At 52.4% G+C, this 23,111-nt stretch carries 25 protein-coding genes; 18 read left to right on the forward strand and 7 right to left on the reverse strand.

Features of this window, described 5'->3' with window-relative positions:
* The first annotated feature begins 3 nt into the window (after window positions 1-3).
* The 12 genes from OGX92_RS00505 (at window position 4) to hisP (ending at window position 11,229) form a co-directional block, all read left to right on the forward strand.
* Window positions 4-663 (forward strand): DedA family protein, encoded by a 660-nt coding sequence (locus OGX92_RS00505; protein WP_003028140.1) that lies wholly within the window; start codon window positions 4-6, stop codon window positions 661-663.
* 149 nt (window positions 664-812) lie between these two features.
* Window positions 813-1,727, forward strand: a complete 915-nt coding sequence (gene accD, locus OGX92_RS00510; protein WP_003834797.1) for an acetyl-CoA carboxylase, carboxyltransferase subunit beta — start codon at window positions 813-815, stop codon at window positions 1,725-1,727.
* A gap of 192 nt (window positions 1,728-1,919) precedes the next feature.
* Window positions 1,920-3,188 carry a bifunctional tetrahydrofolate synthase/dihydrofolate synthase gene (gene folC, locus OGX92_RS00515; protein ID WP_063940566.1) on the forward strand — a complete coding sequence of 423 codons (1,269 nt, stop codon included), beginning with the start codon at window positions 1,920-1,922 and terminating at the stop codon, window positions 3,186-3,188.
* On the forward strand, window positions 3,178-3,846 hold the full coding sequence (gene dedD / locus OGX92_RS00520; protein WP_003834793.1) for a cell division protein DedD: 669 nt from the start codon (window positions 3,178-3,180) through the stop codon (window positions 3,844-3,846). Before folC ends, dedD begins: the two co-directional genes overlap by 11 nt.
* A 213-nt stretch (window positions 3,847-4,059) precedes the next feature.
* Entirely contained in the window at window positions 4,060-4,548 is a 489-nt protein-coding gene (cvpA, locus tag OGX92_RS00525; RefSeq protein WP_003028129.1) for a colicin V production protein, read from the forward strand.
* A gap of 33 nt (window positions 4,549-4,581) precedes the next feature.
* The gene (purF, locus tag OGX92_RS00530) at window positions 4,582-6,099 is read left to right on the forward strand and encodes an amidophosphoribosyltransferase (protein ID WP_003028127.1); all 1,518 of its coding nucleotides are present in this window, start codon (window positions 4,582-4,584) and stop codon (window positions 6,097-6,099) included.
* A 96-nt stretch (window positions 6,100-6,195) separates the two neighbouring features.
* Window positions 6,196-6,765 carry a UbiX family flavin prenyltransferase gene (locus OGX92_RS00535; protein WP_003028125.1) on the forward strand — a complete coding sequence of 190 codons (570 nt, stop codon included), beginning with the start codon at window positions 6,196-6,198 and terminating at the stop codon, window positions 6,763-6,765.
* A gap of 287 nt (window positions 6,766-7,052) precedes the next feature.
* The gene (argT, locus tag OGX92_RS00540) at window positions 7,053-7,835 is read left to right on the forward strand and encodes a lysine/arginine/ornithine ABC transporter substrate-binding protein ArgT (RefSeq protein ID WP_003834788.1); all 783 of its coding nucleotides are present in this window, start codon (window positions 7,053-7,055) and stop codon (window positions 7,833-7,835) included.
* Window positions 7,836-8,082: 247 nt separating this feature from the next.
* Entirely contained in the window at window positions 8,083-8,865 is a 783-nt protein-coding gene (gene hisJ / locus OGX92_RS00545) for a histidine ABC transporter substrate-binding protein HisJ (protein WP_003028120.1), read from the forward strand.
* Window positions 8,866-9,051: 186 nt separating this feature from the next.
* Complete coding sequence (locus OGX92_RS00550) at window positions 9,052-9,738, forward strand: histidine ABC transporter permease HisQ (protein WP_003028118.1); 687 nt, start codon at window positions 9,052-9,054, stop codon at window positions 9,736-9,738.
* Window positions 9,735-10,442, forward strand: coding sequence for a histidine ABC transporter permease HisM (hisM, locus tag OGX92_RS00555; RefSeq protein WP_003028116.1), 708 nt, complete (start codon window positions 9,735-9,737; stop codon window positions 10,440-10,442). The genes OGX92_RS00550 and hisM overlap by 4 nt, the downstream gene beginning before the upstream one ends.
* Before the next feature lie 13 nt (window positions 10,443-10,455).
* Window positions 10,456-11,229 (forward strand): histidine ABC transporter ATP-binding protein HisP, encoded by a 774-nt coding sequence (hisP, locus tag OGX92_RS00560; RefSeq protein ID WP_286586113.1) that lies wholly within the window; start codon window positions 10,456-10,458, stop codon window positions 11,227-11,229.
* A gap of 33 nt (window positions 11,230-11,262) precedes the next feature.
* Here the strand turns inward: hisP and OGX92_RS00565 are convergent, their stop codons facing one another.
* The 4 genes from OGX92_RS00565 to yfcG all read right to left on the reverse strand — a co-directional run bounded on the left by OGX92_RS00565 (window position 11,263) and on the right by yfcG (window position 13,816).
* Window positions 11,263-11,778 (reverse strand): GNAT family N-acetyltransferase, encoded by a 516-nt coding sequence (locus OGX92_RS00565; RefSeq protein WP_074170577.1) that lies wholly within the window; start codon window positions 11,776-11,778, stop codon window positions 11,263-11,265.
* Window positions 11,779-11,849: 71 nt separating this feature from the next.
* Window positions 11,850-12,743 (reverse strand): TIGR01777 family oxidoreductase, encoded by an 894-nt coding sequence (locus OGX92_RS00570; RefSeq protein WP_003834782.1) that lies wholly within the window; start codon window positions 12,741-12,743, stop codon window positions 11,850-11,852.
* Between the two features lie 20 nt (window positions 12,744-12,763).
* A complete protein-coding gene (gene folX, locus OGX92_RS00575; protein ID WP_003028107.1) occupies window positions 12,764-13,126 on the reverse strand; it encodes a dihydroneopterin triphosphate 2'-epimerase in 363 nt (120 codons plus the stop codon).
* A 54-nt stretch (window positions 13,127-13,180) separates the two neighbouring features.
* Window positions 13,181-13,816, reverse strand: coding sequence for a GSH-dependent disulfide bond oxidoreductase (gene yfcG, locus OGX92_RS00580; RefSeq protein WP_003834779.1), 636 nt, complete (start codon window positions 13,814-13,816; stop codon window positions 13,181-13,183).
* A 134-nt stretch (window positions 13,817-13,950) separates the two neighbouring features.
* On the opposite strand from yfcG, the gene yfcF reads away from it, so the two are divergent.
* The 3 genes from yfcF to yfcD are packed head-to-tail and all read left to right on the forward strand — an operon-like array spanning window position 13,951 to window position 15,813.
* Entirely contained in the window at window positions 13,951-14,595 is a 645-nt protein-coding gene (gene yfcF / locus OGX92_RS00585; RefSeq protein WP_003834778.1) for a glutathione transferase, read from the forward strand.
* 55 nt (window positions 14,596-14,650) lie between these two features.
* Window positions 14,651-15,202 (forward strand): phosphodiesterase, encoded by a 552-nt coding sequence (yfcE, locus tag OGX92_RS00590; protein WP_003834777.1) that lies wholly within the window; start codon window positions 14,651-14,653, stop codon window positions 15,200-15,202.
* A gap of 56 nt (window positions 15,203-15,258) precedes the next feature.
* Entirely contained in the window at window positions 15,259-15,813 is a 555-nt protein-coding gene (gene yfcD / locus OGX92_RS00595; protein WP_003834775.1) for an NUDIX hydrolase YfcD, read from the forward strand.
* A 56-nt stretch (window positions 15,814-15,869) separates the two neighbouring features.
* Here the strand turns inward: yfcD and yfcC are convergent, their stop codons facing one another.
* The 3 genes from yfcC to ackA all read right to left on the reverse strand — a co-directional run bounded on the left by yfcC (window position 15,870) and on the right by ackA (window position 21,009).
* Window positions 15,870-17,390 carry a putative basic amino acid antiporter YfcC gene (yfcC, locus tag OGX92_RS00600; RefSeq protein ID WP_063940562.1) on the reverse strand — a complete coding sequence of 507 codons (1,521 nt, stop codon included), beginning with the start codon at window positions 17,388-17,390 and terminating at the stop codon, window positions 15,870-15,872.
* A gap of 199 nt (window positions 17,391-17,589) precedes the next feature.
* A complete protein-coding gene (pta, locus tag OGX92_RS00605) occupies window positions 17,590-19,731 on the reverse strand; it encodes a phosphate acetyltransferase (protein ID WP_003834771.1) in 2,142 nt (713 codons plus the stop codon).
* Window positions 19,732-19,806: 75 nt separating this feature from the next.
* Window positions 19,807-21,009 (reverse strand): acetate kinase, encoded by a 1,203-nt coding sequence (gene ackA, locus OGX92_RS00610; protein ID WP_003834770.1) that lies wholly within the window; start codon window positions 21,007-21,009, stop codon window positions 19,807-19,809.
* A 339-nt stretch (window positions 21,010-21,348) separates the two neighbouring features.
* Here ackA and yfbV point away from each other — a divergent pair, with 339 nt between their 5' ends.
* The 3 genes from yfbV (at window position 21,349) to OGX92_RS00625 (ending at window position 23,052) form a co-directional block, all read left to right on the forward strand.
* Window positions 21,349-21,804: a terminus macrodomain insulation protein YfbV gene (gene yfbV / locus OGX92_RS00615; protein WP_003028087.1), complete on the forward strand. Its 456-nt coding sequence runs from the start codon at window positions 21,349-21,351 to the stop codon at window positions 21,802-21,804.
* Window positions 21,805-21,887: 83 nt separating this feature from the next.
* A complete protein-coding gene (locus OGX92_RS00620; RefSeq protein WP_003028086.1) occupies window positions 21,888-22,382 on the forward strand; it encodes a YfbU family protein in 495 nt (164 codons plus the stop codon).
* Window positions 22,375-23,052, forward strand: coding sequence for a sugar phosphatase (locus OGX92_RS00625; protein WP_008785348.1), 678 nt, complete (start codon window positions 22,375-22,377; stop codon window positions 23,050-23,052). The genes OGX92_RS00620 and OGX92_RS00625 overlap by 8 nt, the downstream gene beginning before the upstream one ends.
* Window positions 23,053-23,111: the final 59 nt, after the last annotated feature.

A 23,111-nucleotide genomic window follows, 5' to 3' on the forward strand; every position in this document is an offset into this window, starting at 1 on the left:
ACTATGGACCTGATTTACTTTCTTATCGATTTTATCCTGCACATTGATGTGCACCTGGCGGAGCTGGTTGCGGAATACGGTATCTGGGTATACGCCATTCTGTTTCTGATCCTGTTCTGTGAAACCGGGCTGGTGGTGACACCCTTCCTGCCTGGGGACTCGCTGCTGTTTGTTGCGGGGGCGCTTTCTGCGCTGCCAACCAACGATCTCAATGTTCATCTGATGGTGGCACTGATGATTGTGGCGGCGATTGTGGGCGATGCGGTGAACTACACGATTGGTCGATTGTTCGGGGAAAAACTTTTCAGTAACCCGAACTCCAAAATTTTCCGCCGCAGCTACCTGGATAAAACCCATGCGTTCTACGAGCGTCATGGCGGTAAGACGATTATCCTGGCGCGTTTCGTGCCTATCGTGCGTACATTTGCGCCGTTTGTTGCCGGTATGGGACATATGTCCTACCGTCACTTTGCGATGTATAACGTCGTCGGTGCACTGCTGTGGGTATTGTTGTTCACCTACGCAGGCTACCTGTTCGGCGATCTGCCGATCGTCCAGGAAAACCTGAAATTATTGATTGTGGCGATTATCGTCCTTTCCGTATTGCCGGGGGTGATTGAAGTAATTCGCCATAAGCGTGCTGCGTCACGGGCTGCAAAATAGAAAGTAACTCAGCGGTTCGACCACTTTTTTATCCAAAGTTTCGGGCTGTTATGTTTTAATGTGCAACATTCATGGTCTGTTAGGGGCAAAAATGGCATTATGCGCCCCTTATAACAAAGCTGACTAGGGTTCAGGCAGAAAGGTCACCAATGAGCTGGATTGAACGAATTAAAAGCAACATTACTCCCACCCGCAAGGCAAGCATTCCTGAAGGGGTGTGGACCAAGTGTGATAGCTGCGGTCAGGTTTTATACCGTGCTGAGCTGGAACGTAATCTTGAGGTCTGTCCGAAGTGTGACCATCATATGCGCATGTCGGCGCGCAATCGCCTGCATAGCCTGTTAGATGAAGGTTCTCTTGTGGAACTGGGTAGCGAGCTTGAGCCGAAAGACGTGCTGAAGTTTCGTGACTCCAAAAAATACAAAGACAGACTGGCTTCTGCGCAGAAAGAAACTGGCGAGAAAGATGCGCTGGTGGTGATGAAAGGCACACTTCACGGTATGCCGGTCGTTGCTGCGGCATTCGAGTTCGCGTTTATGGGCGGCTCCATGGGCTCTGTGGTCGGCGCGCGTTTTGTCCGTGCCGTTGAGCAGGCGCTGGAAGACAACTGTCCGCTGATCTGCTTCTCTGCTTCTGGCGGGGCGCGTATGCAGGAAGCGTTGATGTCTTTGATGCAGATGGCGAAAACCTCTGCTGCGCTGGCGAAAATGCAGGAACGCGGTTTACCGTATATTTCTGTACTGACCGACCCAACAATGGGTGGTGTTTCCGCAAGCTTCGCGATGCTGGGCGATCTCAACATTGCAGAACCGAAAGCATTGATCGGCTTCGCTGGTCCGCGTGTTATCGAGCAAACCGTACGTGAGAAACTGCCGCCGGGATTCCAGCGCAGCGAGTTCCTGATTGAAAAAGGCGCTATCGATATGATCGTTCGCCGTCCGGAAATGCGTCTGAAACTGGCAAGCATCCTGGCGAAGCTGATGAATCTTCCTGCGCCGAATCCGGATGAGCCGCGTGAAGGCGAAGTGGTACCTCCGGTTCCCGATCAGGAACCAGAGGCCTGATAGTTTACGCTATGGGTTTCGGGTTGCAGGCAGGCGAGAAGAGCGTTGATCCCGATGAGCTTACACCGGTAAGTGATTCGGGAGAGCGAGTACAGCCAACGCATCTGCAACGTGGAAAACAACGTGTAAAAAAGGGCAGGCCGGTTGGCGCTGCCCTTTTGCTTTTCTCAACGTAAAGAATCTACAGGCATCATGGACAATAAACGTATCCCTCAAGCCGCGTCGCCCCTGGCGTCGTGGCTTTCTTATCTGGAAAACCTGCACAGTAAAACCATCGATCTGGGCCTTGAACGTGTCAGTCAGGTGGCGCGTAAACTGGGTGTGTTGAAACCTGCGCCATTTGTTTTTACGGTGGCAGGAACCAATGGGAAAGGCACAACCTGTCGTACGCTGGAATCTGTGCTGACTGCGGCAGGCTATAAAGTTGGGGTGTACAGTTCGCCTCATCTGGTGCGCTACACGGAACGCGTACGCGTGCAGGGGCGTGAACTGCCGGAATCAGCCCATACCGCCTCGTTTGCTGAGATTGAAGACGCACGGGGTGACATTTCCCTGACCTACTTTGAATACGGTACGTTATCGGCACTCTGGCTGTTTAAACAGGCCCAGCTGGATGTCGTTATTCTGGAAGTGGGGTTAGGCGGCCGCCTTGACGCCACCAATATCGTCGATGCCGATGTCGCAGTAGTCACCAGTATTGCGCTTGACCATACTGACTGGCTGGGCCCGGATCGCGAAAGTATTGGTCGTGAGAAGGCGGGAATTTTCCGCGCAGAGAAACCGGCCATCGTCGGCGAACCGGAAATGCCTTACACCATCGCGGATGTCGCTCAGGAGTGCGGGGCGGTTTTGCAACGTTGCGGTGTGGACTGGCGCTATGCGGTCACGGAGAACGACTGGTCGTTTACTGATGCTCATGGAACGCTGGCGCACCTGCCGTTGCCGCAGGTGCCACAACCTAATGCTGCAACCGCACTGGCTGCACTGCGCGCAAGCGGCCTTAACGTCAGCGAGCAGGCTATTCGTGACGGTATCGAACAAGCGATTTTACCGGGGCGCTTCCAGATTGTGAGCGAGTCGCCGCGGGTGATTTTTGATGTTGCCCATAACCCGCATGCGGCGGAGTATCTGACTGGACGTCTGAAAAAGTTAGTGAAAAGCGGGCGTGTACTTGCGGTTATCGGTATGCTACATGATAAAGATATTGCCGGTACGTTGGCCTGGCTGAAAAGCGTGGTTGACGACTGGTACTGTGCGCCCCTGGAAGGGCCGCGTGGAGCAACGGCAGAACAGCTGCTGGAGCACCTGGGCAAAGGCAGCGCCTATGACAGCGTGGCGCAGGCATGGACTGCGGCACTGGCTGAGGCGAAGCCAGAAGATACCGTGTTGGTGTGTGGATCGTTTCACACTGTCGCACATGTCATGGAAGTAATAGACGTGGGGAGAAGCGGTGGCGAGTAAGTTTCAGAACCGATTAGTCGGCACAATTGTGCTGGTCGCGCTCGGGGTAATTGTGCTTCCCGGGCTGCTTGACGGGCAGAAAAAGCATTATCAGGATGAATTTGCAGCGATCCCACTGGTGCCTAAACCCGGCGATCGCGATGAACCAGACATGATGCCTGCAGCAACGCAGGCGCTGCCGACTCAGCCGCCGGAAGGGGCGGCAGAAGAGGTGCGTGCGGGTGATGCTGCCGCGCCATCGTTGGATCCATCACGTTTGACGACGGCAAACAGCGCGGAGTTAGATCCTGTTCCTGCGCCTGTGGAACCACCGAAACCTAAACCGAAGCCGCAGCCTGTTGCCGTCGCCCCGACGCCAACGCCGGCACCGACTCCAGCGCCGAAACCGGCCGCTGAGGAAGCGCCAGCGCCAACCGGCAAAGCGTACGTTGTACAACTCGGTGCATTGAAAAACGCGGATAAGGTCAATGAGATCGTGGGTAAACTTCGTGGCGCGGGCTTCCGGGTATATACTTCCCCGTCAACGCCGGTGCAGGGTAAAATAACCCGCATTCTCGTAGGGCCTGACGCCTCCAAAGATAAGCTGAAGAACTCGCTGGGCGAGCTGCAGAAGATCTCTGGTTTGAGCGGGGTGGTGATGGGGTATACCCCTAACTAAGGGATTGCGTTACGTTGCTCTGATGTAGGCCGGATAAGGTGTTTACACCGCCATCCGGCAGTGCCCGAAGAGGCATAAAATCGTATGGCGTTGAAGATTTTTTCAGCGCCATTTTTATTTACGCGTGGAAAGGAAATCCCTACGCAAACGTTTTCTTTTTCTGTTAGAATGCGCCCCGAACAGGACGACAGGGCGTAAAATCGTGGGACACATATGGTCTGGATTGATTACGCCATTATCGCGGTGATTGGTTTTTCCTGTCTGGTTAGCCTGATCCGTGGCTTTGTTCGTGAAGCATTATCGTTGGTGACTTGGGGTTGTGCTTTCTTTGTCGCCAGCCATTACTACACTTACCTGTCTGTCTGGTTTACGGGCTTTGAAGACGAACTGGTTCGAAATGGGATTGCTATCGCGATACTGTTCATCGCGACACTTATCGTCGGCGCTATCGTTAACTTTGTGATAGGCCAACTGGTAGAGAAAACAGGACTGTCGGGTACCGACAGAGTGTTGGGGATTTGCTTCGGTGCTTTGCGTGGAGCATTGATCGTCGCCGCCATACTGTTCTTTCTCGATACCTTTACCGGTCTGTCGAAAAGTGAAGACTGGGGTAAGTCACAGCTGATCCCGCAGTTCAGTTTCATCATCAGATGGTTCTTTGACTATCTGCAAAGCTCGTCAAGTTTCTTGCCCAAAGTATAAACTTTGGGTCGTTGCTGAACGAGGAAAAGACGTATGTGCGGTATTGTCGGTATCGCCGGTGTTATGCCGGTAAACCAGTCGATTTATGACGCGTTAACGGTGCTCCAGCATCGTGGTCAGGATGCTGCGGGCATCATCACCATTGATGCCAACAACTGCTTCCGCTTGCGTAAAGCAAATGGAATGGTGAGCGATATTTTTGAAGCGCGCCATATGCAGCGTTTGCAGGGCAATATGGGCATCGGTCATGTGCGTTACCCAACGGCTGGCAGCTCCAGCGCCTCCGAAGCTCAACCTTTTTACGTCAACTCACCGTATGGCATTACGCTTGCCCACAATGGCAACCTGACCAACGCGCATGAGTTGCGTAAAAAGCTGTTTGAAGAAAAGCGCCGCCACATCAATACCACTTCAGATTCTGAAATTCTGCTGAATATTTTCGCCAGCGAGCTGGATAACTTCCGCCATTACCCGCTGGAAGCCGACAATATTTTTGCTGCTATTGCGGCAACCAACCGCCAGATTCGCGGCGCCTATGCCTGCGTGGCGATGATTATCGGTCACGGCATGGTTGCCTTCCGCGACCCTAACGGTATCCGTCCGCTGGTGATGGGCAAACGCGATATTGGCGATGGCCGTACCGAGTACATGGTGGCGTCTGAGAGCGTAGCGCTGGATACGCTGGGCTTTGAATTCCTGCGCGACGTAGCACCTGGCGAAGCGGTGTACATCACCGAAAAAGGCCAGCTGTTTACTCGTCAGTGTGCTGATAACCCGGTGAGCAATCCGTGTCTGTTTGAATACGTTTACTTCGCTCGCCCTGACTCCTTTATCGACAAGATTTCCGTCTACAGCGCCCGTGTGAATATGGGGACTAAGCTTGGCGAAAAAATTGCCCGTGAGTGGGAAGATCTGGACATCGATGTAGTAATCCCAATCCCGGAAACCTCCTGTGATATCGCGCTGGAAATTGCCCGTATTCTCGGTAAGCCGTACCGCCAGGGGTTTGTGAAAAACCGCTATGTGGGCCGTACCTTTATCATGCCGGGCCAGCAGTTGCGTCGTAAATCTGTGCGCCGTAAGCTGAACGCTAACCGTGCGGAATTCCGTGATAAAAACGTGCTGCTGGTGGATGACTCCATCGTGCGCGGCACTACTTCAGAACAGATTATCGAGATGGCGCGTGAAGCTGGCGCGAAGAAGGTGTATCTGGCCTCTGCCGCCCCGGAAATTCGCTTCCCGAACGTTTATGGCATCGATATGCCTACGGCGACGGAGCTGATTGCGCATGGTCGCGAAGTGGACGAGATTCGCCAGATAATCGGCGCAGATGGTCTGATCTTCCAGGATCTGAACGATCTGATTGAAGCTGTCCGTGCTGAGAACCCGGATATTCAGCAGTTTGAATGTTCAGTGTTTAACGGCGTGTACGTTACTAAAGACGTCGACCAGCAATATCTCGATTTCCTCGACTCCCTGCGTAATGACGATGCCAAAGCGGTGTTGCGTCAGAACGAAGCGGAAAACCTTGAGATGCACAACGAAGGTTAATGTTTGCTCGCAGGCAAGGACGCAACCTGCGCCCTTGCTTGCAACTCACCGTAATTTCCTGCAAAGTCGGCCCTGAGCAAGTAAGGGCGATTACACATGAAACGACTCATCATTGGTATTTCTGGTGCAAGCGGGGCAATTTACGGCGTGCGCCTGTTGCAGGTATTGCGTGACGTCACTGATGTGGAAACCCACCTGGTGATGAGTGCCGCTGCCCGGCAGACGCTGGCGCTGGAAACGGACCTCTCTGTGCGCGACGTGCAGGCGCTGGCAAATGTGAATCACGATACCCGTGATATCGCCGCCAGTATCTCCTCCGGCTCTTTTCAGACCGCCGGAATGGTTATCCTGCCTTGTTCAATCAAAACGCTTTCTGGCATCGTCCACAGTTACACCGATGGGTTGCTTACCCGTGCGGCAGATGTAGTGTTGAAAGAACGTCGTCCGTTGGTGCTGTGTGTACGCGAAACGCCGCTGCATTTGGGGCATTTGCGATTGATGACGCAGGCGGCAGAAATTGGGGCGGTAATTATGCCACCTGTCCCGGCGTTTTATCATCGTCCGCAAACGCTCGATGATGTGATTAATCAAACGGTTAATCGCGTGCTTGACCAGTTTGATATTACCCTTCCGCAGGACCTGTTCACCCGCTGGCAAGGGGCGTAAGCCGTTCCATCAGCGTGCAAAGAATCATCGGTTGCCCTGTTTCAGGGCAATTTTGTAACCGCGATCATATCCTCAACATTTAATTCGTTAAAACTCAACGAAACGCTGCGGTTCAACCGCCAGACCTGCTATCTTCAAAATCGGGACATTATTGCAACGTTTTATTAACACATTTAACGTCGAATATCCTCATCGACGCTAAAATGGCATAAGACCTGCATGAAAAAGTCTGCAAACACACAACACAACGTAAAACATAATAAAATTACGCTACTTGAGGGTTATGTATGAAGAAGACGGTTCTTGCTTTGTCTTTGCTGGTAGGACTCTCCGCTACCGCGGCCAGCTACGCAGCACTTCCGCAGACGGTTCGTATTGGTACAGATACAACGTACGCTCCTTTTTCCTCTAAAGATGCCAAAGGCGACTTTGTCGGTTTTGATATCGATCTGGGAAATGAGATGTGTAAGCGCATGCAGATCAAATGCACCTGGGTTGCCAGCGACTTTGATGCGCTGATCCCATCGCTGAAAGCGAAAAAAATTGATGCCATCATCTCCTCGCTTTCTATCACCGAAAAGCGTCAGCAAGAGATTGCGTTCTCAGACAAACTTTACGCTGCAGACTCACGTCTGATCGCCGCGAAAGGTTCCCCAATTCAGCCGACTCTGGATTCCCTCAAGGGTAAACACGTTGGCGTCCTGCAAGGCTCTACTCAGGAAGCCTATGCCAATGACAACTGGCGCAGCAAAGGCGTGGACGTGGTGGCCTATGCGAACCAGGACCTCATCTATTCTGACCTGACGGCAGGCCGTCTGGACGCGGCATTACAAGATGAAGTCGCGGCCAGCGAAGGCTTCCTGAAGCAGCCTGCTGGTAAGGATTACGCTTTTGCCGGTCCGTCGGTGAAAGATAAAAAATACTTTGGTGATGGAACCGGGATTGGCTTGCGCAAAGATGATACAGAGCTGAAAGCCGCTTTCGACAAAGCGCTGGGCGAACTGCGTAAAGACGGCACCTACGACAAAATGGCGAGCAAATATTTTAATTTTAATGTCTACGGCGATTAATACAGCGGCGTGGGGAATTGACTGCACCATTGCGGGTAACCATTTCGGTGCATAATAAATTCAGTGCACTGTTTTGGCGCTTTTATCGCTGCCTTAATAGGCATGAGTGCATACTTAAGCGCTTTTCATGCAAATAAATACCGCCGACAGGGTAGAATGCTTTGCCTTGTCGGCCTGATTAATGGCACGATAACTGCACCTGGTCCTGTAAAGATCCCCTATAAAAGACAGTCTGTTGAGGATAGTTATGAAAAAACTGGTGTTGTCTCTTTCTCTGGTTCTGGCTTTCTCCAGTGCTACCGCAGCATTTGCAGCCATTCCGCAAAAAATTCGTATCGGTACCGATCCTACTTATGCGCCGTTCGAATCGAAGAATGCGCAGGGTGAATTAGTCGGTTTTGATATCGATCTGGCTAAAGAGCTGTGCAAACGTATCAATACGCAATGTACCTTCGTGGAAAACCCTCTGGACGCGCTGATCCCTTCGCTAAAAGCGAAGAAAATTGATGCCATCATGTCCTCGCTTTCCATTACTGAAAAACGTCAGCAGGAAATCGCATTTACCGACAAGCTTTATGCAGCCGATTCGCGTCTGGTTGTCGCTAAAGATTCTGCTATTCAGCCGACCATTGAGTCGCTGAAAGGTAAACGTGTTGGTGTGCTGCAGGGCACTACCCAGGAAACGTTCGGCAACGAACACTGGGCGCCAAAAGGTATTGAGATTGTCTCTTATCAGGGGCAGGACAATATCTATTCTGACCTGACTGCCGGGCGTATTGACGCCGCGTTCCAGGATGAAGTCGCGGCTAGCGAAGGCTTCCTGAAACAGCCAGTCGGTAAAGATTACAAATTCGGCGGCCCGTCTGTGAAAGACGAGAAGTTGTTCGGCGTGGGTACCGGTATGGGACTGCGCAAAGACGATAACGAGCTGCGCGAAGCGCTGAACAAAGCCTTTGCCGAAATGCGAGCTGACGGTACTTACGAGAAGCTGGCGAAAAAGTACTTCGATTTTGATGTTTACGGCGGTTAATTACCGCAGGTGCTGATAAAGCCCGTAGATTTTTGACGCGTTGAATTTATGCCCGATGGCACCGCGCTTATCAGGCCTACGGTGATTTTGTAGGCCAGATAAGGCAAAGCCGCCATCCGGCATTTAACGGTTAGTCTGAAATCAAAAGAGGCTTACTACTCCACCACACACGACAGGACAGGCAGCATGTTGTATGGCTTTTCAGGTGTTATTTTACAGGGCGCAATTGTTACGCTGGAGCTGGCACTCAGCTCGGTGGTACTGGCGGTTCTGATAGGTCTTGTCGGCGCAGCAGCAAAGCTGTCGCAAAGCCGGGCAATGGGGCTTATTTTCGAAGGGTACACAACGCTAATCCGCGGTGTGCCCGATCTGGTCTTAATGCTGCTCATCTTCTACGGATTGCAAATCGCGCTGAATACCATTACCGATGCCATCGGTATCGGCCAGATTGATATTGATCCGATGGTTGCGGGCATTATCACCCTTGGATTCATCTACGGTGCCTACTTTACCGAAACTTTTCGCGGTGCGTTTATGGCTGTACCAAAAGGCCATATTGAAGCCGCGACGGCGTTTGGCTTTACCAGCTCACAAATATTTCGTCGCATTATGTTCCCGGCGATGATGCGATATGCCTTACCGGGAATCGGTAATAACTGGCAGGTTATTCTTAAGGCTACGGCGCTGGTATCGTTGCTTGGACTTGAAGACGTGGTGAAAGCGACTCAGCTTGCCGGGAAGAGTACCTGGGAGCCGTTCTATTTTGCCGTCGTGTGCGGGGTCATCTATCTGGTGTTTACCACTGTTTCTAATGGTGTGCTGCTGTACCTTGAGCGCCGCTATTCCGTGGGTGTGAAGAGGGCTGACCTGTGATCGAGATTATTCAGGAGTACTGGAAGTCCCTGCTGTGGACCGACGGATATCGCTACACTGGCGTCGCTATCACCCTGTGGCTTTTGATTTCGTCAGTAGTGATGGGCGGAATACTGGCACTCTTTTTGGCGATTGGTCGCGTTTCCAGTAACAAATTTATCCAGTTTCCCATCTGGCTATTCACCTATATTTTTCGTGGGACGCCGCTGTACGTTCAGCTACTGGTGTTTTATTCCGGGATGTATACGCTGGAGATAGTTAAAGGCACGGACTTCCTCAACGCGTTTTTCCGCAGCGGGCTGAATTGCACCGTGCTGGCGCTGACGCTGAATACCTGCGCCTATACCACGGAGATTTTCGCCGGGGCTATCCGTTCCGTGCCTCACGGTGAGATTGAGGCTGCGCGCGCATACGGTTTCTCGTCATTCAAACTGTATCGATGCATTATTTTACCTTCCGCGCTGCGTATTGCGCTGCCGGCATACAGCAATGAAGTTATTTTAATGCTGCACTCAACGGCGCTGGCATTTACTGCAACGGTGCCTGATTTGTTGAAAATCGCTCGCGATATCAACTCGGCAACGTATCAGCCGTTTACCGCATTCGGTATTGCCGCTGTGCTGTATTTGATTATTTCGTATGTCCTGATCAGTCTGTTCCGTAAAGCGGAAAAACGCTGGTTGCAGCATGTATCCTCTAAATGATTCGAGTAACACGATGTCTGAAAATAAATTAAACTTTATCGATTTACATAAGCACTACGGCGAACATGAAGTGCTAAAAGGGGTATCGCTGCAGGCCAACGCGGGTGATGTTATCAGCATTATTGGCTCGTCAGGTTCCGGTAAAAGTACCTTCCTGCGCTGCATTAACTTTCTCGAGAAACCGAGTGCCGGGTCGATTGTCGTCAGTGGTCAGAACATTGGTCTGGTGCGCGACAAAGACGGCCAGTTGAAGGTTGCGGACAAAAATCAGCTACGCCTGCTGCGTACGCGTCTGACGATGGTTTTTCAGCACTTTAATCTGTGGAGCCACATGACGGTGCTGGAAAACGTCATGGAAGCGCCGATTCAGGTGTTGGGGCTGAGCAAGCAGGAAGCTCGCGACCGTGCGGTGAAGTATCTGGCTAAAGTGGGCATTGATGAGCGCGCACAGGGCAAATATCCGGTGCACCTGTCCGGTGGTCAGCAGCAGCGTGTTTCCATTGCCCGTGCGCTGGCGATGGAACCGGAAGTGTTATTGTTTGATGAACCTACGTCGGCGCTTGATCCTGAGTTGGTGGGGGAAGTGCTGCGCATTATGCAACAGCTGGCTGAAGAGGGGAAAACCATGGTGGTGGTGACCCACGAAATGGGGTTTGCCCGTCATGTTTCCACGCACGTGATATTCCTGCATCAGGGGAAAATTGAGGAAGAGGGTGACCCGGAACAGGTATTCGGTAATCCGCAAAGCCCGCGTTTGCAGCAGTTCCTCAAAGGTTCGTTGAAGTAAATCACCTGCCCGGAGGCGCTACGCTTTCCGGGCTTACAATTTTAGCGCGTCGCACTCCAGCCGAAACACCCAGTCGTCGTAGGCGATGTCGTCAATCTCATACGCCTTTTCCAGTACCTGCGTACGTACAAAGCCTGTCTTTTCCAGAATACGGATTGAACCTTTATTATCCGCCAGCGCGTATGCGTTTATCGCCGTCACACCTGCATGCTCGAAGGCATACTGGCACACCGCGCGGACGGCTTCGCTGGCAATACCTTTCCCCTGAGCCTGTGGCATGATGGCGTAGCCGAGGTCGGCTTCATGCGGGTAAAGATGGCTGATTTGCAGACCAATATCGCCGAGTGGCGTTGGGCTGTTATGCTCGCGGATGACGAAAGTGTGCTGTGCGGCCAGACGTCTGGCGAATAACAGCCGGGTATCTTTCGCCGGGGCGATGTTGCCCATATAGCGCATGACTTCAGGACATTCACGGAGTTTCTGGAAAAATGACCAGTCAGAAAATTGAAACAAAGAAAGGGTAAGTCGGGGAGTCGATATTATCGCCATAACGTCGCCATTGCGGAAATCTGGTCTATAACCTTACCACCACAACGGCGACTGTGAATAGCGCTTAGGGGTTATCGGATGACATCCGCCAGCGCTTCCTCTAAATCGTACCAGCGAAACGTAAAACCGGAAGCTTCCAGGCGTTTGGGCAATGCGCGTTGCCCACCAAGGACCAGTACTGACGATTCCCCCATCAGCAGTCGCATAGCGGTGGCGGGAACGCGCAGAATGGCAGGGCGGTTCAGAGCGTGACCCAGCGCGTGGGCAAACTGCTCATTGTGCACCGGGTATGGCGAAACCATATTGAAGGGACCGCGTAGATCGTTATTCAACAGCCAGATAATTCCGTTGACCATATCATCAACATGGATCCAGGCCATATACTGGCGTCCGTTACCGATCGGGCCGCCTAAGCCAAGACGAAACGGCGGGACCATTTTTGCCAGAATGCCGCCTGCTGAGGCCAGTACCACGCCGGTACGCAGCATACATACGCGGGTTTTGTCGCTTTGCGCAGTGCTGGCAATTTGCTCCCAGCGGGCGCACAGCTTGTGGGTAAATTCGTTATGCGGTGGCTCTTCTTCCGTAACCACAACTTCGCCCAAATCGCCGTAGTAACCGGTAGCGGAACCGGAGATTAACACTGAGGGCGGCGTCTCGCTGGCATTGATTAAATCGACCAGTTTCTGCGTAATGCCCCAACGGCTCTGGCACAAGCGTTCCTTTTGCTGTGCGCTCCAGCGCTTATCTGCAATAGGCTCTCCGGCAAGGTTAATCACGGCATCAATATTATTGAGATGTTGCCGCTCTTCCAGTCCTTTCCATAACGTGACCCGAGAGTCGAGAATCTGACGAGCCTTATCAGGGGTACGTGTCACTACGATTATCTGATGCCCCAGTTCCAGCAGGCAGGGGATCAGATGACGTCCAATCAGGCCAGTACCGCCGGTAATCAGAATCTGCATGTCGCCTCCCGGGTTACGTTTTAGCGCTGCCAGCTCAGCGTCATTGATACTGAATCGGCATAACGCAATGCGTGAAGTTTATCTATCTCCACTTCAGCATAAGTGACCCAGTGATGTTCGCGTGCGATATCGAGCACATCTTGAGTTAATTTTTCTAACAATGAGAAGCGGTTACCCTCCACGTGGGCAATGATGCTTTTGGTGATAGTGCGATAATTCAGCGCGTCGTTGATATCTTCGCTGGTACGGGCTTTGTCTGCCGGATAGTGAATGGCAATGTTGATGACGATATCCTGGCGATTAAGGATCTCCTCTTCTTTGATGCCGATAAAGGTGCGCAGACGAAGGTTTTTTATACGAATAATGGCGTCAGGTTGTGACATTGCAGGTTTCCTCCATGTATGAACCTCTGCATGATACACGAGAACCGAATTGCGTCACCGCTTCTCACTCTGTGCTTGCTGCATGGCGCGTTCCGTGGCGGGACGCGTACGGATGCGTTCGTGCCAGTTATTGACTGCCGGATAGTTGTCGAGATCGATGCGCTGACGCTGATGGGCGTGGATCCACGGCCAGCAGGCAATGTCAGCAATGCTGTAGTGATCGCCTCCCAGCCAGGGTGACGTTTCCAGACGTTTATTCATCACGTTGTACAGGCGCTGGGTTTCAACCTGGTATCTTTCAATAGCGTAAGGGATCGTTTGCGGAGCGTAATGACTGAAATGATGATTCTGCCCCAGCATAGGACCCAGACCGCTGACCTGCCAGAACAACCACTGGAGCGTGGTGTGGCGTTCGCGTAATTCACCGCTGAGCAGCTTACCGCTCTTCTCCGCCAGATAGAGTAAAATTTCTCCGGACTCAAACAGGCTGATGGGCCTTCCGCCGTCCACCGGGGCATGATCGATAATGGCCGGGATTTTATTGTTCGGCGAGATCTGCAGAAAATCGGGGCGAAACTGGCTACCTTTGCTGATATCGACATGAATCAGACGGTATTGCAGCTGTGCCTCTTCAAGAAACAGCGTGATTTTGTGACCGTTTGGCGATGGCGTGTAATAGAGATCGATCATTTTCAGCATCCGTTTTGTCATGAACCGGGTCATTACAAGTATAGAGCCTGTTGGCGTGCGTGAGTTTTCATCAAGTGACAGCGAGAGAAAGACTCTATATTTTGAAGGCAAGCCAATACACTTCAGAGGACATTATGAGCAAATCTGCAATTACGCTGTGGTCAGATGCCAATTTTTTCTCCCCTTACGTGCTGTCTGTTTATGTTGCTCTGCAAGAGAAAGGGCTACCTTTTACGCTGAAAACCGTTGATCTCAATAGTGGTGAACACTTGCATCCTTCATGGCAAGGTTACGCCTTGACGCGCCGCGTACCGGTTCTTGAGATCGATGGTTTTGAACTGAGCGAATCATCAGCGATTACGGAATTCCTGGAAGAGAGCTTTGCACCGCCACAGTGGGAGCGTATCTACCCACACGATGTACAAAAGCGCGCTCGGGCGCGCCAGGTTCAGGCGTGGATCCGCAGCGATTTAATGCCTATCCGTGAGGAACGATCAACAGATGTCGTTTTTGCTGGCGTGAAGAAAGGACCGTTAAGCGAAGCGGGAAAAGCCAGTGCGGAAAAACTGTTCGCTACTGCGAGTAGTTTACTGAGCCACGGTAAGCAGAATTTATTTGGTGAATGGTGTATCGCGGACTGTGATTTAGCGCTAATGCTTAATCGCCTGGTCCTGAATGGCGATGAGGTTCCAGAAGCGCTTGCGGAATACGCCACCTTCCAGTGGCAGCGCGCCTCAGTACAGCGTTTTATCGCGCTTTCAGCGAAGCGTTCCTGCTGAAAAACGGGCCGTAATCCAGTATCATTACAAGGTAATTTTCAGCGAGGAGTGAGTGATGAAACTGATGTTCGCATCGGACATTCATGGTTCGTTGCCAGCCACGGAACGCGTACTCGAACGGTTTGCTGCAAGCGGCGCGCAATGGCTGGTGATATTGGGTGATGTTTTAAACCACGGGCCGCGTAATGCGCTTCCAGAAGGCTATGCACCTGCGCAGGTTGCTGAACGGCTGAATGAGCTGGCATCGCGAATTATTGCGGTGCGTGGTAATTGCGATAGCGAAGTGGATCAGATGCTCCTGCATTTTCCGATGACTGCGCCGTGGCAGCAAATTCTGACAGAAAACCAGCGACTCTTTTTGACGCACGGACACCTTTTTGGCCCGCAAAATATGCCGGCGCTCAATGCGGGCGATGTTCTGGTTTATGGGCATACTCATCTGCCGGTTGCTGAGCGGCGCGAGGATATCTATCATTTCAATCCCGGCTCGGTAAGCATCCCGAAAGGGGGCTTTGCGGCAAGTTACGGGATTCTGGATGATAATGTTCTCAGCGTAATGGCACTCAATGATCAAAGTGTTATTGCACAGGTCGAGATTAATCCGTAATTTACCCCACAAACATAAACGCGCCGTAAGAGCGCCAGAAAAAAGAAGGTTTCCTGATGGTGGAACAGCGTCGTTTGGCAAGTACTGAATGGGTGGATATTGTGAATGAAGACAACGAAGTCATTGCACAGTCCAGCCGGGAACAAATGCGGGCGCAACGCTTACGCCATCGTGCAACGTATATCGTTGTGCATGATGGTATGGGCAAAATTCTGGTTCAACGTCGCACTGAGACAAAAGATTTTTTGCCCGGCATGCTGGATGCCACCGCAGGCGGTGTGGTTCAGGCTGACGAGCAGATGCTGGAATCAGCGCGTCGTGAAGCAGAAGAGGAACTGGGGATTGCGGGCGTGCCGTTTGCCGAGCATGGTCAGTTTTACTTTGAAGACCAGAACTGTCGCGTATGGGGTGGGTTGTTTAGCTGCGTTTCCCACGGACCGTTTGCGCTTCAGGAAGATGAGGTCAGTGAAGTTTGCTGGTTGACGCCGGAAGAAATTACCGCGCGCTGCGACGAATTTACACCGGACTCCCTGAAAGCCCTGGCGCTGTGGATGACCCGCAACGCCAAGAATGAAGGGGCGAAAGCCGAAAAGCAGGAAGAAGCTGAGTAAACTCTGTTCATCCGGCCTACTGCGTCGAGAAATCGAGTAGGCCGGACGCACACTTTTTAATGGTAACCCATCATCTGCGCGCCAATCACCACCACGCTGGACATAATAAACAGCAGTCCCAACAGCGTAGCACCTACCTTCAGCCAGTTACGAAAATCCACCCGACAAACGCCTAACGTAGCCATCAGAGATGCTGACGTCGGATAGATAATATGACTGAATCCGTCGCCAAACTGGAAGGCCAGGACCGTGACCTGACGGTTTACGCCAACCAGATCGCCCAGCGGTGCCAGTAGCGGCATGGTTAACGCGGCCTGACCAGAGCCGGAAGTGACGAAGAAATTAAATACTGCCTGGAACAATAGCATAAACCACGCCGCGATGGCGTTATCCAGCCCGCTGATGCCATTGGCAATGCTGTGCAGCAGAGTGTTTAACACGCTGGCTTCACCCGCCTCTCCATTACCGACCAGCAGTAAAATGCCTTTGGCAAAACCAACCAGCAGGGCAGGGGCAATCATCATTCGTGCACCCTCAGTGAATGAGGAGGCCATGATGTTGACCGTCATGCCGTTGAGCCGGAACACGACGCCGATAATGCCAATCACCAGACCCATCGTGAAGAACTGACTGGCGATCTCAGGAATAAACCACGCGTTGACGATAACGCCCCAGACAACCCAAATCATCACCGCGGTCAGCACCAGTAGCACTAACCAGTCGCCCAGCGTGAAGCGTCGTTCCACGACCTCGTCCTGCTGCTCGCGAAAGAAGCGGTCGGATTCATGTACCCGGGACAAAAGCGGATTCTTTTTGATACGCGCCGCATAGGCCAGCGTGAAGGTCAGCCCGATTAGTGTAGCGATCACCCAGACCACGATGCGTAGCCCGGAACCAGAGAGCACCGGTACTCCCGCAATACCTTGCGCGACCACCACGCAAAATGGGTTCATCCATGAGCTGGCGAAACCAATCTGAGTCGCGATATAGGTAACCAGAACGGTGGTGATACTGTCGTAACCTAGCCGTACCATCAAAGGCGCGATGATAATGGCAAAGGCAACAGCCTCTTCCCCCATGCCAAACACCGCGCCGCCTAAGGAGAAGAGAATAAACAGCACTGGGATAAACAGGACCTCGTTGCCCCGCGTATGGCGAATGAGCGCCAGGATGCCGTTATCAATGGTGCCGGTACGCATAACGATGCCGAATGCGCCGCCAATGACCAGCATAAACATAATGATGCCCACAGCGGTACCGAATTTCGAGCCGGAGGTTAATCCTTCAAACGGGAAATTCATCAGGCCTGGGCGTTCATCTCCGGTGGTGAATAACTGCACCCGGTGATACTGCTCTTCACCTGCGTCGTTGGTCAGAATACGAAAGGAATGGGGGTCAACCACCTTACGGGTTTTGGTTTGTCCATCAACCTGATACTGAACTTCCTGGCTATCGAACATCCCGACGGGAACAACCCATGTTGCCAGACTGGTTAAAATGGCGACGAAAAAAATAATCACCAGCGTGTCGGGCATCGCCCATTTTTTAGCTGGCTGTGATTCTGTTACTGCTGACATGAAAGACTATCCCTGTTGCAACGCAAAAGAGAGTAAGTATGCGAACAGAAGAATGGTTATTCATTGATGCAGCGCATTCAGGCAAATATTTCAGATTATGCCAAAGGGGAAACAGACATAAAAAAACCGGAAATATCAGCTATTTCCGGTTTGATAAGCAGATGTGTTGCCGGATAAGAGATCCGGCACACTCGGCAGATTACTGCTGCTGGGAAGACTGGATCGCGGTCAGTGCGATGGTGTAGACGATATCGTCTACCAGCGCGCCACGAGACAGGTCGTTCACCGGCTTGCGCATACCCTGCAGCATCGGCCCGATGGAGATCAGGTCGGCAGAACGCTGTACCGCTTTGTAGGTGGTGTTACCGGTGTTCAGATCCGGGAAGATGAACACGGTAGCGCGACCTGCAACCGGAGAGTTCGGCGCTTTGGATTTCGCTACGTCAGCCATAACGGCGGCGTCATACTGCAGCGGACCGTCGATCATCAGGTCAGGACGTTTTTCCTGCGCCAGACGGGTTGCTTCGCGAACTTTCTCTACGTCGCTACCTGCACCAGAAGTACCGGTGGAGTAAGAGAGCATCGCTACGCGCGGTTCGATACCGAAGGCAATTGCGGAATCAGCGGATTGAATCGCGATTTCTGCCAGCTGCTCTGCGGTCGGATCCGGGTTGATCGCGCAGTCGCCGTAAACGTAAACCTGATCCGGCAGCAGCATGAAGAACACGGAAGACACCAGGGAGCTACCCGGCGCAGTTTTGATCAGCTGCAGCGGCGGACGGATGGTGTTCGCGGTGGTGTGTACTGCACCAGAAACCAGGCCGTCAACGTCGTCTTGCTCCAGCATCAGGGTACCGAGAACCACGTTGTCTTCCAGCTGTTCGCGGGCAACGGTTTCGGTCATACCTTTGTTTTTACGCAGTTCGACCAGGCGAGCAACGTAGCTTTCGCGAACCACATCTGGATCAACGATTTCTACGCCAGCGCCCAGTTCAACGCCCTGAGAGGCTGCAACGCGGGTGATCTCATCCGGGTTACCCAGCAGTACGCAGGTTGCGATACCACGTTCAGCACAGATGGCTGCTGCTTTAACGGTACGCGGTTCGTCGCCTTCCGGCAGAACAACGCGTTTGCCCGCTTTGCGCGCCAGCTCGGTCAACTGGTAACGGAACGCTGGCGGAGACAGACGACGGCTGCGCTCAGAGGTCGCAGTCAGGGATTCAATCCAGTCAGCGTTGATGTAGTTAGCAACGTATTCCTGGACTTTCTCAATGCGCTCGTGATCGTCAACCGGAACTTCCAGGTTGAAGCTCTGCAGGCTCAGAGAGGTCTGCCAGGTGTTGGTGTTTACCATGAATACCGGCAGGCCGGTTTCAAATGCACGTTCGCACAGTTTAGTGATGCGCGCGTCCATTTCGTAGCCGCCAGTCAGCAGCAGGGCACCGATTTCCACGCCGTTCATGGCCGCCAGGCATGCTGCAACCAGCACGTCAGGACGATCTGCGGAAGTTACCAGCAGGGAGCCTGCGCGGAAGTGTTCCAGCATGTGCGGAATGCTGCGTGCGCAGAACGTCACAGACTTCACGCGACGGGTGTTGATATCGCCTTCGTTAACGATGGTGGCGTTCAGGTGACGCGCCATATCGATTGCACGAGTAGCGATCAGATCGAAGCTCCATGGCACCGCGCCCAGAACCGGCAGCGGGCTGGATTCTTGCAGTTTAGCCGGATCAACTTTGATCACTTTCGCTTTGGAAGAGTCGTCGAAAATCTCGGACAGATCCGGGCGAGTACGGCCCTGCTCATCAACCGGTGCGTTCAGTTTGTTAACGATTACGCCGGTGATGTTGGTGTTTTTCGCGCCGCCGAAGCTGCTGCGAGTCAGTTCAATACGCTCGTTCAGCTGTTCTGGGGTGTCGGTACCCTGAGACATAACGAAGACGATTTCCGCGTTCAGCGTTTTCGCGATTTCGTAGTTCAGGGACTGCGCGAACTGATGTTTACGGGTTGGGACCAGGCCTTCAACCAGTACAACTTCAGCGTCTTTGGTGTTCGCGTGGTAGTTCGCGATGATCTCTTCCATCAGCACATCTTTCTGATTGCTGGACAGCAGAGATTCAACGTGGCTCATCTTCAGCGGCTCGGCGGCTGGCAGAGAAGAGTTAGCGCGGACGATGCTGGTAGTCTGGTCTGGCGCATCGCCACCGGCACGCGGTTGAGCAATCGGCTTAAAGACGCTCAGACGAACGCCTTTGCGTTCCATTGCGCGGATCACGCCAAGGCTGACGCTGGTCAGGCCGACGCTGGTTCCGGTAGGGATCAGCATAATAATACGGGACACGGTTTATCCTCTTTCGTTACCGCCAATTTAGACGGGTTACAAAACAGCACCGCCAGCTAGGCTGGCGGTGTGAAATCAGGCAGTCAGGCGGCTCGCGTCTTGCGCGATAACCAGTTCTTCGTTGGTTGGGATAACCAGCGCAGGACGGGTACCTTCTTTGTTGATGAAACCAGATTTGCCGAAACGTGCGGCCAGGTTACGTTCGTGGTCAACTTCAAAGCCCAGAACGCCCAGTTTGCCCAGAGACAGTTCACGAACCATCGCTGCGTTTTCACCGATACCACCGGTGAAGACAACTGCATCCAGACGACCATCCATCAGCGCAGTGTAAGAACCGATGTATTTCGCCAGACGGTGGCAGTAAACGTCCATTGCACGTTTAGCGTCTTCTTTAGTAGCGTAGTTATCTTCAACATAACGGCAGTCGCTGGTGACTTCGGTCAGACCCAGCAGGCCGGACTCTTTGGTCAGCATTTTGTTGATCTGGTCAACGCTCATGCCCAGGGTATCGTGCAGGTGGAAGATGATCGCCGGGTCGATGTCACCGGAACGTGTACCCATCACCAGACCTTCCAGTGGGGTCAGACCCATGGAGGTATCAACACATTTACCGTTACGGATAGCAGATACAGAACCGCCGTTGCCCAGGTGGCAAGTGATGATGTTCAGCTCTTCAACCGGTTTGTTCAGTACTTTTGCCGCTTCCTGAGTGACGAAGAAGTGGCTGGTACCGTGTGCGCCGTAACGACGAACGCCGTGTTCTTTGTAGAGGCTGTACGGCAGAGCATAGAGGTAAGACTCTTCCGGCATAGTCTGATGGAACGCGGTGTCGAATACAGCCACGTTTTTGTCTTTCAGATTAGGGAAGGATTTCAGCGCTTCTGCGATACCGATCAGGTGAGCCGGGTTATGCAGCGGTGCGAAAGAGGCAGAATCTTTGATGCCCTGAATAACGGAATCATCGATAACCACAGAGCTGGTGTACTTCTCACCGCCGTGTACGATACGGTGACCAATAGCGGTCAATTGCGCAGACAATTCTGGTTTTTGTGCCAGAATAGTGTTAACGATAAAGTTCAGCGCTTCACTGTGAGCGGCGCCTGCACCTAAAGCCGCTTCTTGTTTACCGCCGTCCATTTTCCACTTGATACGTGCTTCTGGGAGATGGAAACATTCGGCTAAACCAGAGAGGTATTCTTCACCGTTTACTGCATCGATGATGGCAAATTTCAGTGAGGAGCTACCGCAGTTCAGAACCAGTACTAACTTACTCGACATGGAAGTACCTATTTATGATACGTGGCTAAAAAAACGTCAGGGAGTCATAGAGCGTAGCGCATGATGACACCGACGTTTATGATTAACATCATGCGCCATAGTCTTTTTGGGCACGATGGAATAAATACCTTTGAGTCTATGTCATTTTGCGTATTTTTCAGGCAATGGCATAATGTATGCCAATTTGACGACTCAATGATTTTGGACTACAGGCCTTACAGGCCGGCACAGGATACCTGAATGTGGGTATCAAAGACAAAATGTTTTGAACGATGTCCCTTATAGTTGTTGTTTTGCACAAATTTTTTAATTTTTATATGTGAAGTTGAGGTAACCGCCATGTCGACACCGGATAATCGCTCCGTCAATTTTTTTAGCTTGTTTCGCCGGGGGCAGCACTATGCAAAGACGTGGCCAATGGAAAAGCGCCTTGCGCCCGTGTTTGTTGAGAACCGCGTGATCCGCATGACGCGTTACGCGATCCGTTTTATGCCGCCTATCGCCGTCTTCACCTTATGTTGGCAAATTGCGTTAGGGGGGCAGTTGGGCCCGGCCGTAGCGACTGCGCTGTTTGCGCTTAGCCTGCCGATGCAGGGGATGTGGTGGCTGGGAAAACGTTCTGTAACGCCGCTGCCGCCTTCAATTCTCAATTGGTTCTACGAAGTTCGGGGTAAATTGCAAGAAGCTGGGCAGGCGCTCTCTCCGGTAGAAGGAAAGCCGGATTACCAGGCGCTGGCTGACACGCTTAAGCGCGCCTTCAAACAACTGGATAAAACTTTCCTTGATGATTTGTAATTGACCCCTGATTACGCATATAAAAGAAGGCACATGATGCCTTCTTTTTTTTCATCGCAGTAGTAGTGATACAGGAGTCCCAAATGGAAATGACCAACGCTCAACGTCTGATTTTGTCGAATCAGTACAAAATGATGACTATGCTCGATCCAACTAACGCCGAGCGTTATCGTCGTTTGCAGACGATTATTGAACGCGGTTACGGCTTGCAGATGCGTGAGCTGGATCGTGAGTTTGGTGAGCTGACGGAAGAAACCTGTCGTACGATTATCGATATTATGGAGATGTATCACGCATTACATGTGTCCTGGACTAATCTTAAGGATGCACAGGCTATTGATGAGCGTCGCGTGACCTTCCTCGGTTTTGACGCTGCAACGGAAGCCCGTTTCCTCGGGTATGTTCGTTTTATGGTCAATGTGGAAGGTCGTTACACCCACTTTGATGCGGGTACGCATGGCTTCAACGCCCAGACCCCAATGTGGGAAAAATATCAGCGTATGCTGAATGTTTGGCACTCTTGCCCGCGTCAGTATCACCTGAGCGCGAATGAAATTAACCAAATCATTAATGCCTGAGGGGGCGAGCGTGCAGTGCAAAGGTTTTCTGTTTGATCTGGATGGAACGCTGGTCGATTCCTTACCCGCAGTAGAGCGTGCGTGGTGCAACTGGGCCGATCGCTTCGGCCTCGATCACGCCGAGGTACTCGGCTTTATTCATGGTAAGCAGGCCATTACCTCCCTGCGACACTTTATGGTGGGCAAGTCTGAGGCAGAGATCGCCGCGGAATTTACCCGTCTGGAGCAGATCGAAGCGACGGAAACTGCCGGGATCACCGCGCTGCCGGGGGCTGTTGATTTACTCAACCATCTCAATAAAGCGGGTATTCCATGGGCGATTGTGACCTCCGGCTCCATGCCGGTCGCACGGGCGCGCCATCGTGTTGCTGGGCTTCCTGCTCCTGAAGTGTTTGTCACCGCCGAGCGGGTAAAGAGAGGGAAACCAGAACCAGACGCGTATCTGTTAGGCGCTCAGCTTCTGGGCCTGGCACCGCAGGAATGTGCAGTGGTGGAAGATGCCCCCGCCGGGGTGCTTTCAGGACTGGCGGCTGGGTGCCATGTCATCGCGGTTAACGCGCCAGCGGATACGCCGCGTCTGGACGAAGTTGATTTTTCGCTGACCAGTCTGGAACATATTTCTGTGACCAAACAACCCAACGGAAATGTGGTCGTTATAAGAAATACCTGATCATGATTTAGCCCCAGATTGTTGGGGCTTTTTTATGGCAGAATCAGTCCATCCCTCTC

It is taken from the genome of Citrobacter sp. Cpo089, assembly GCF_030332695.1.
Taxonomy (GTDB): domain Bacteria; phylum Pseudomonadota; class Gammaproteobacteria; order Enterobacterales; family Enterobacteriaceae; genus Citrobacter; species Citrobacter portucalensis.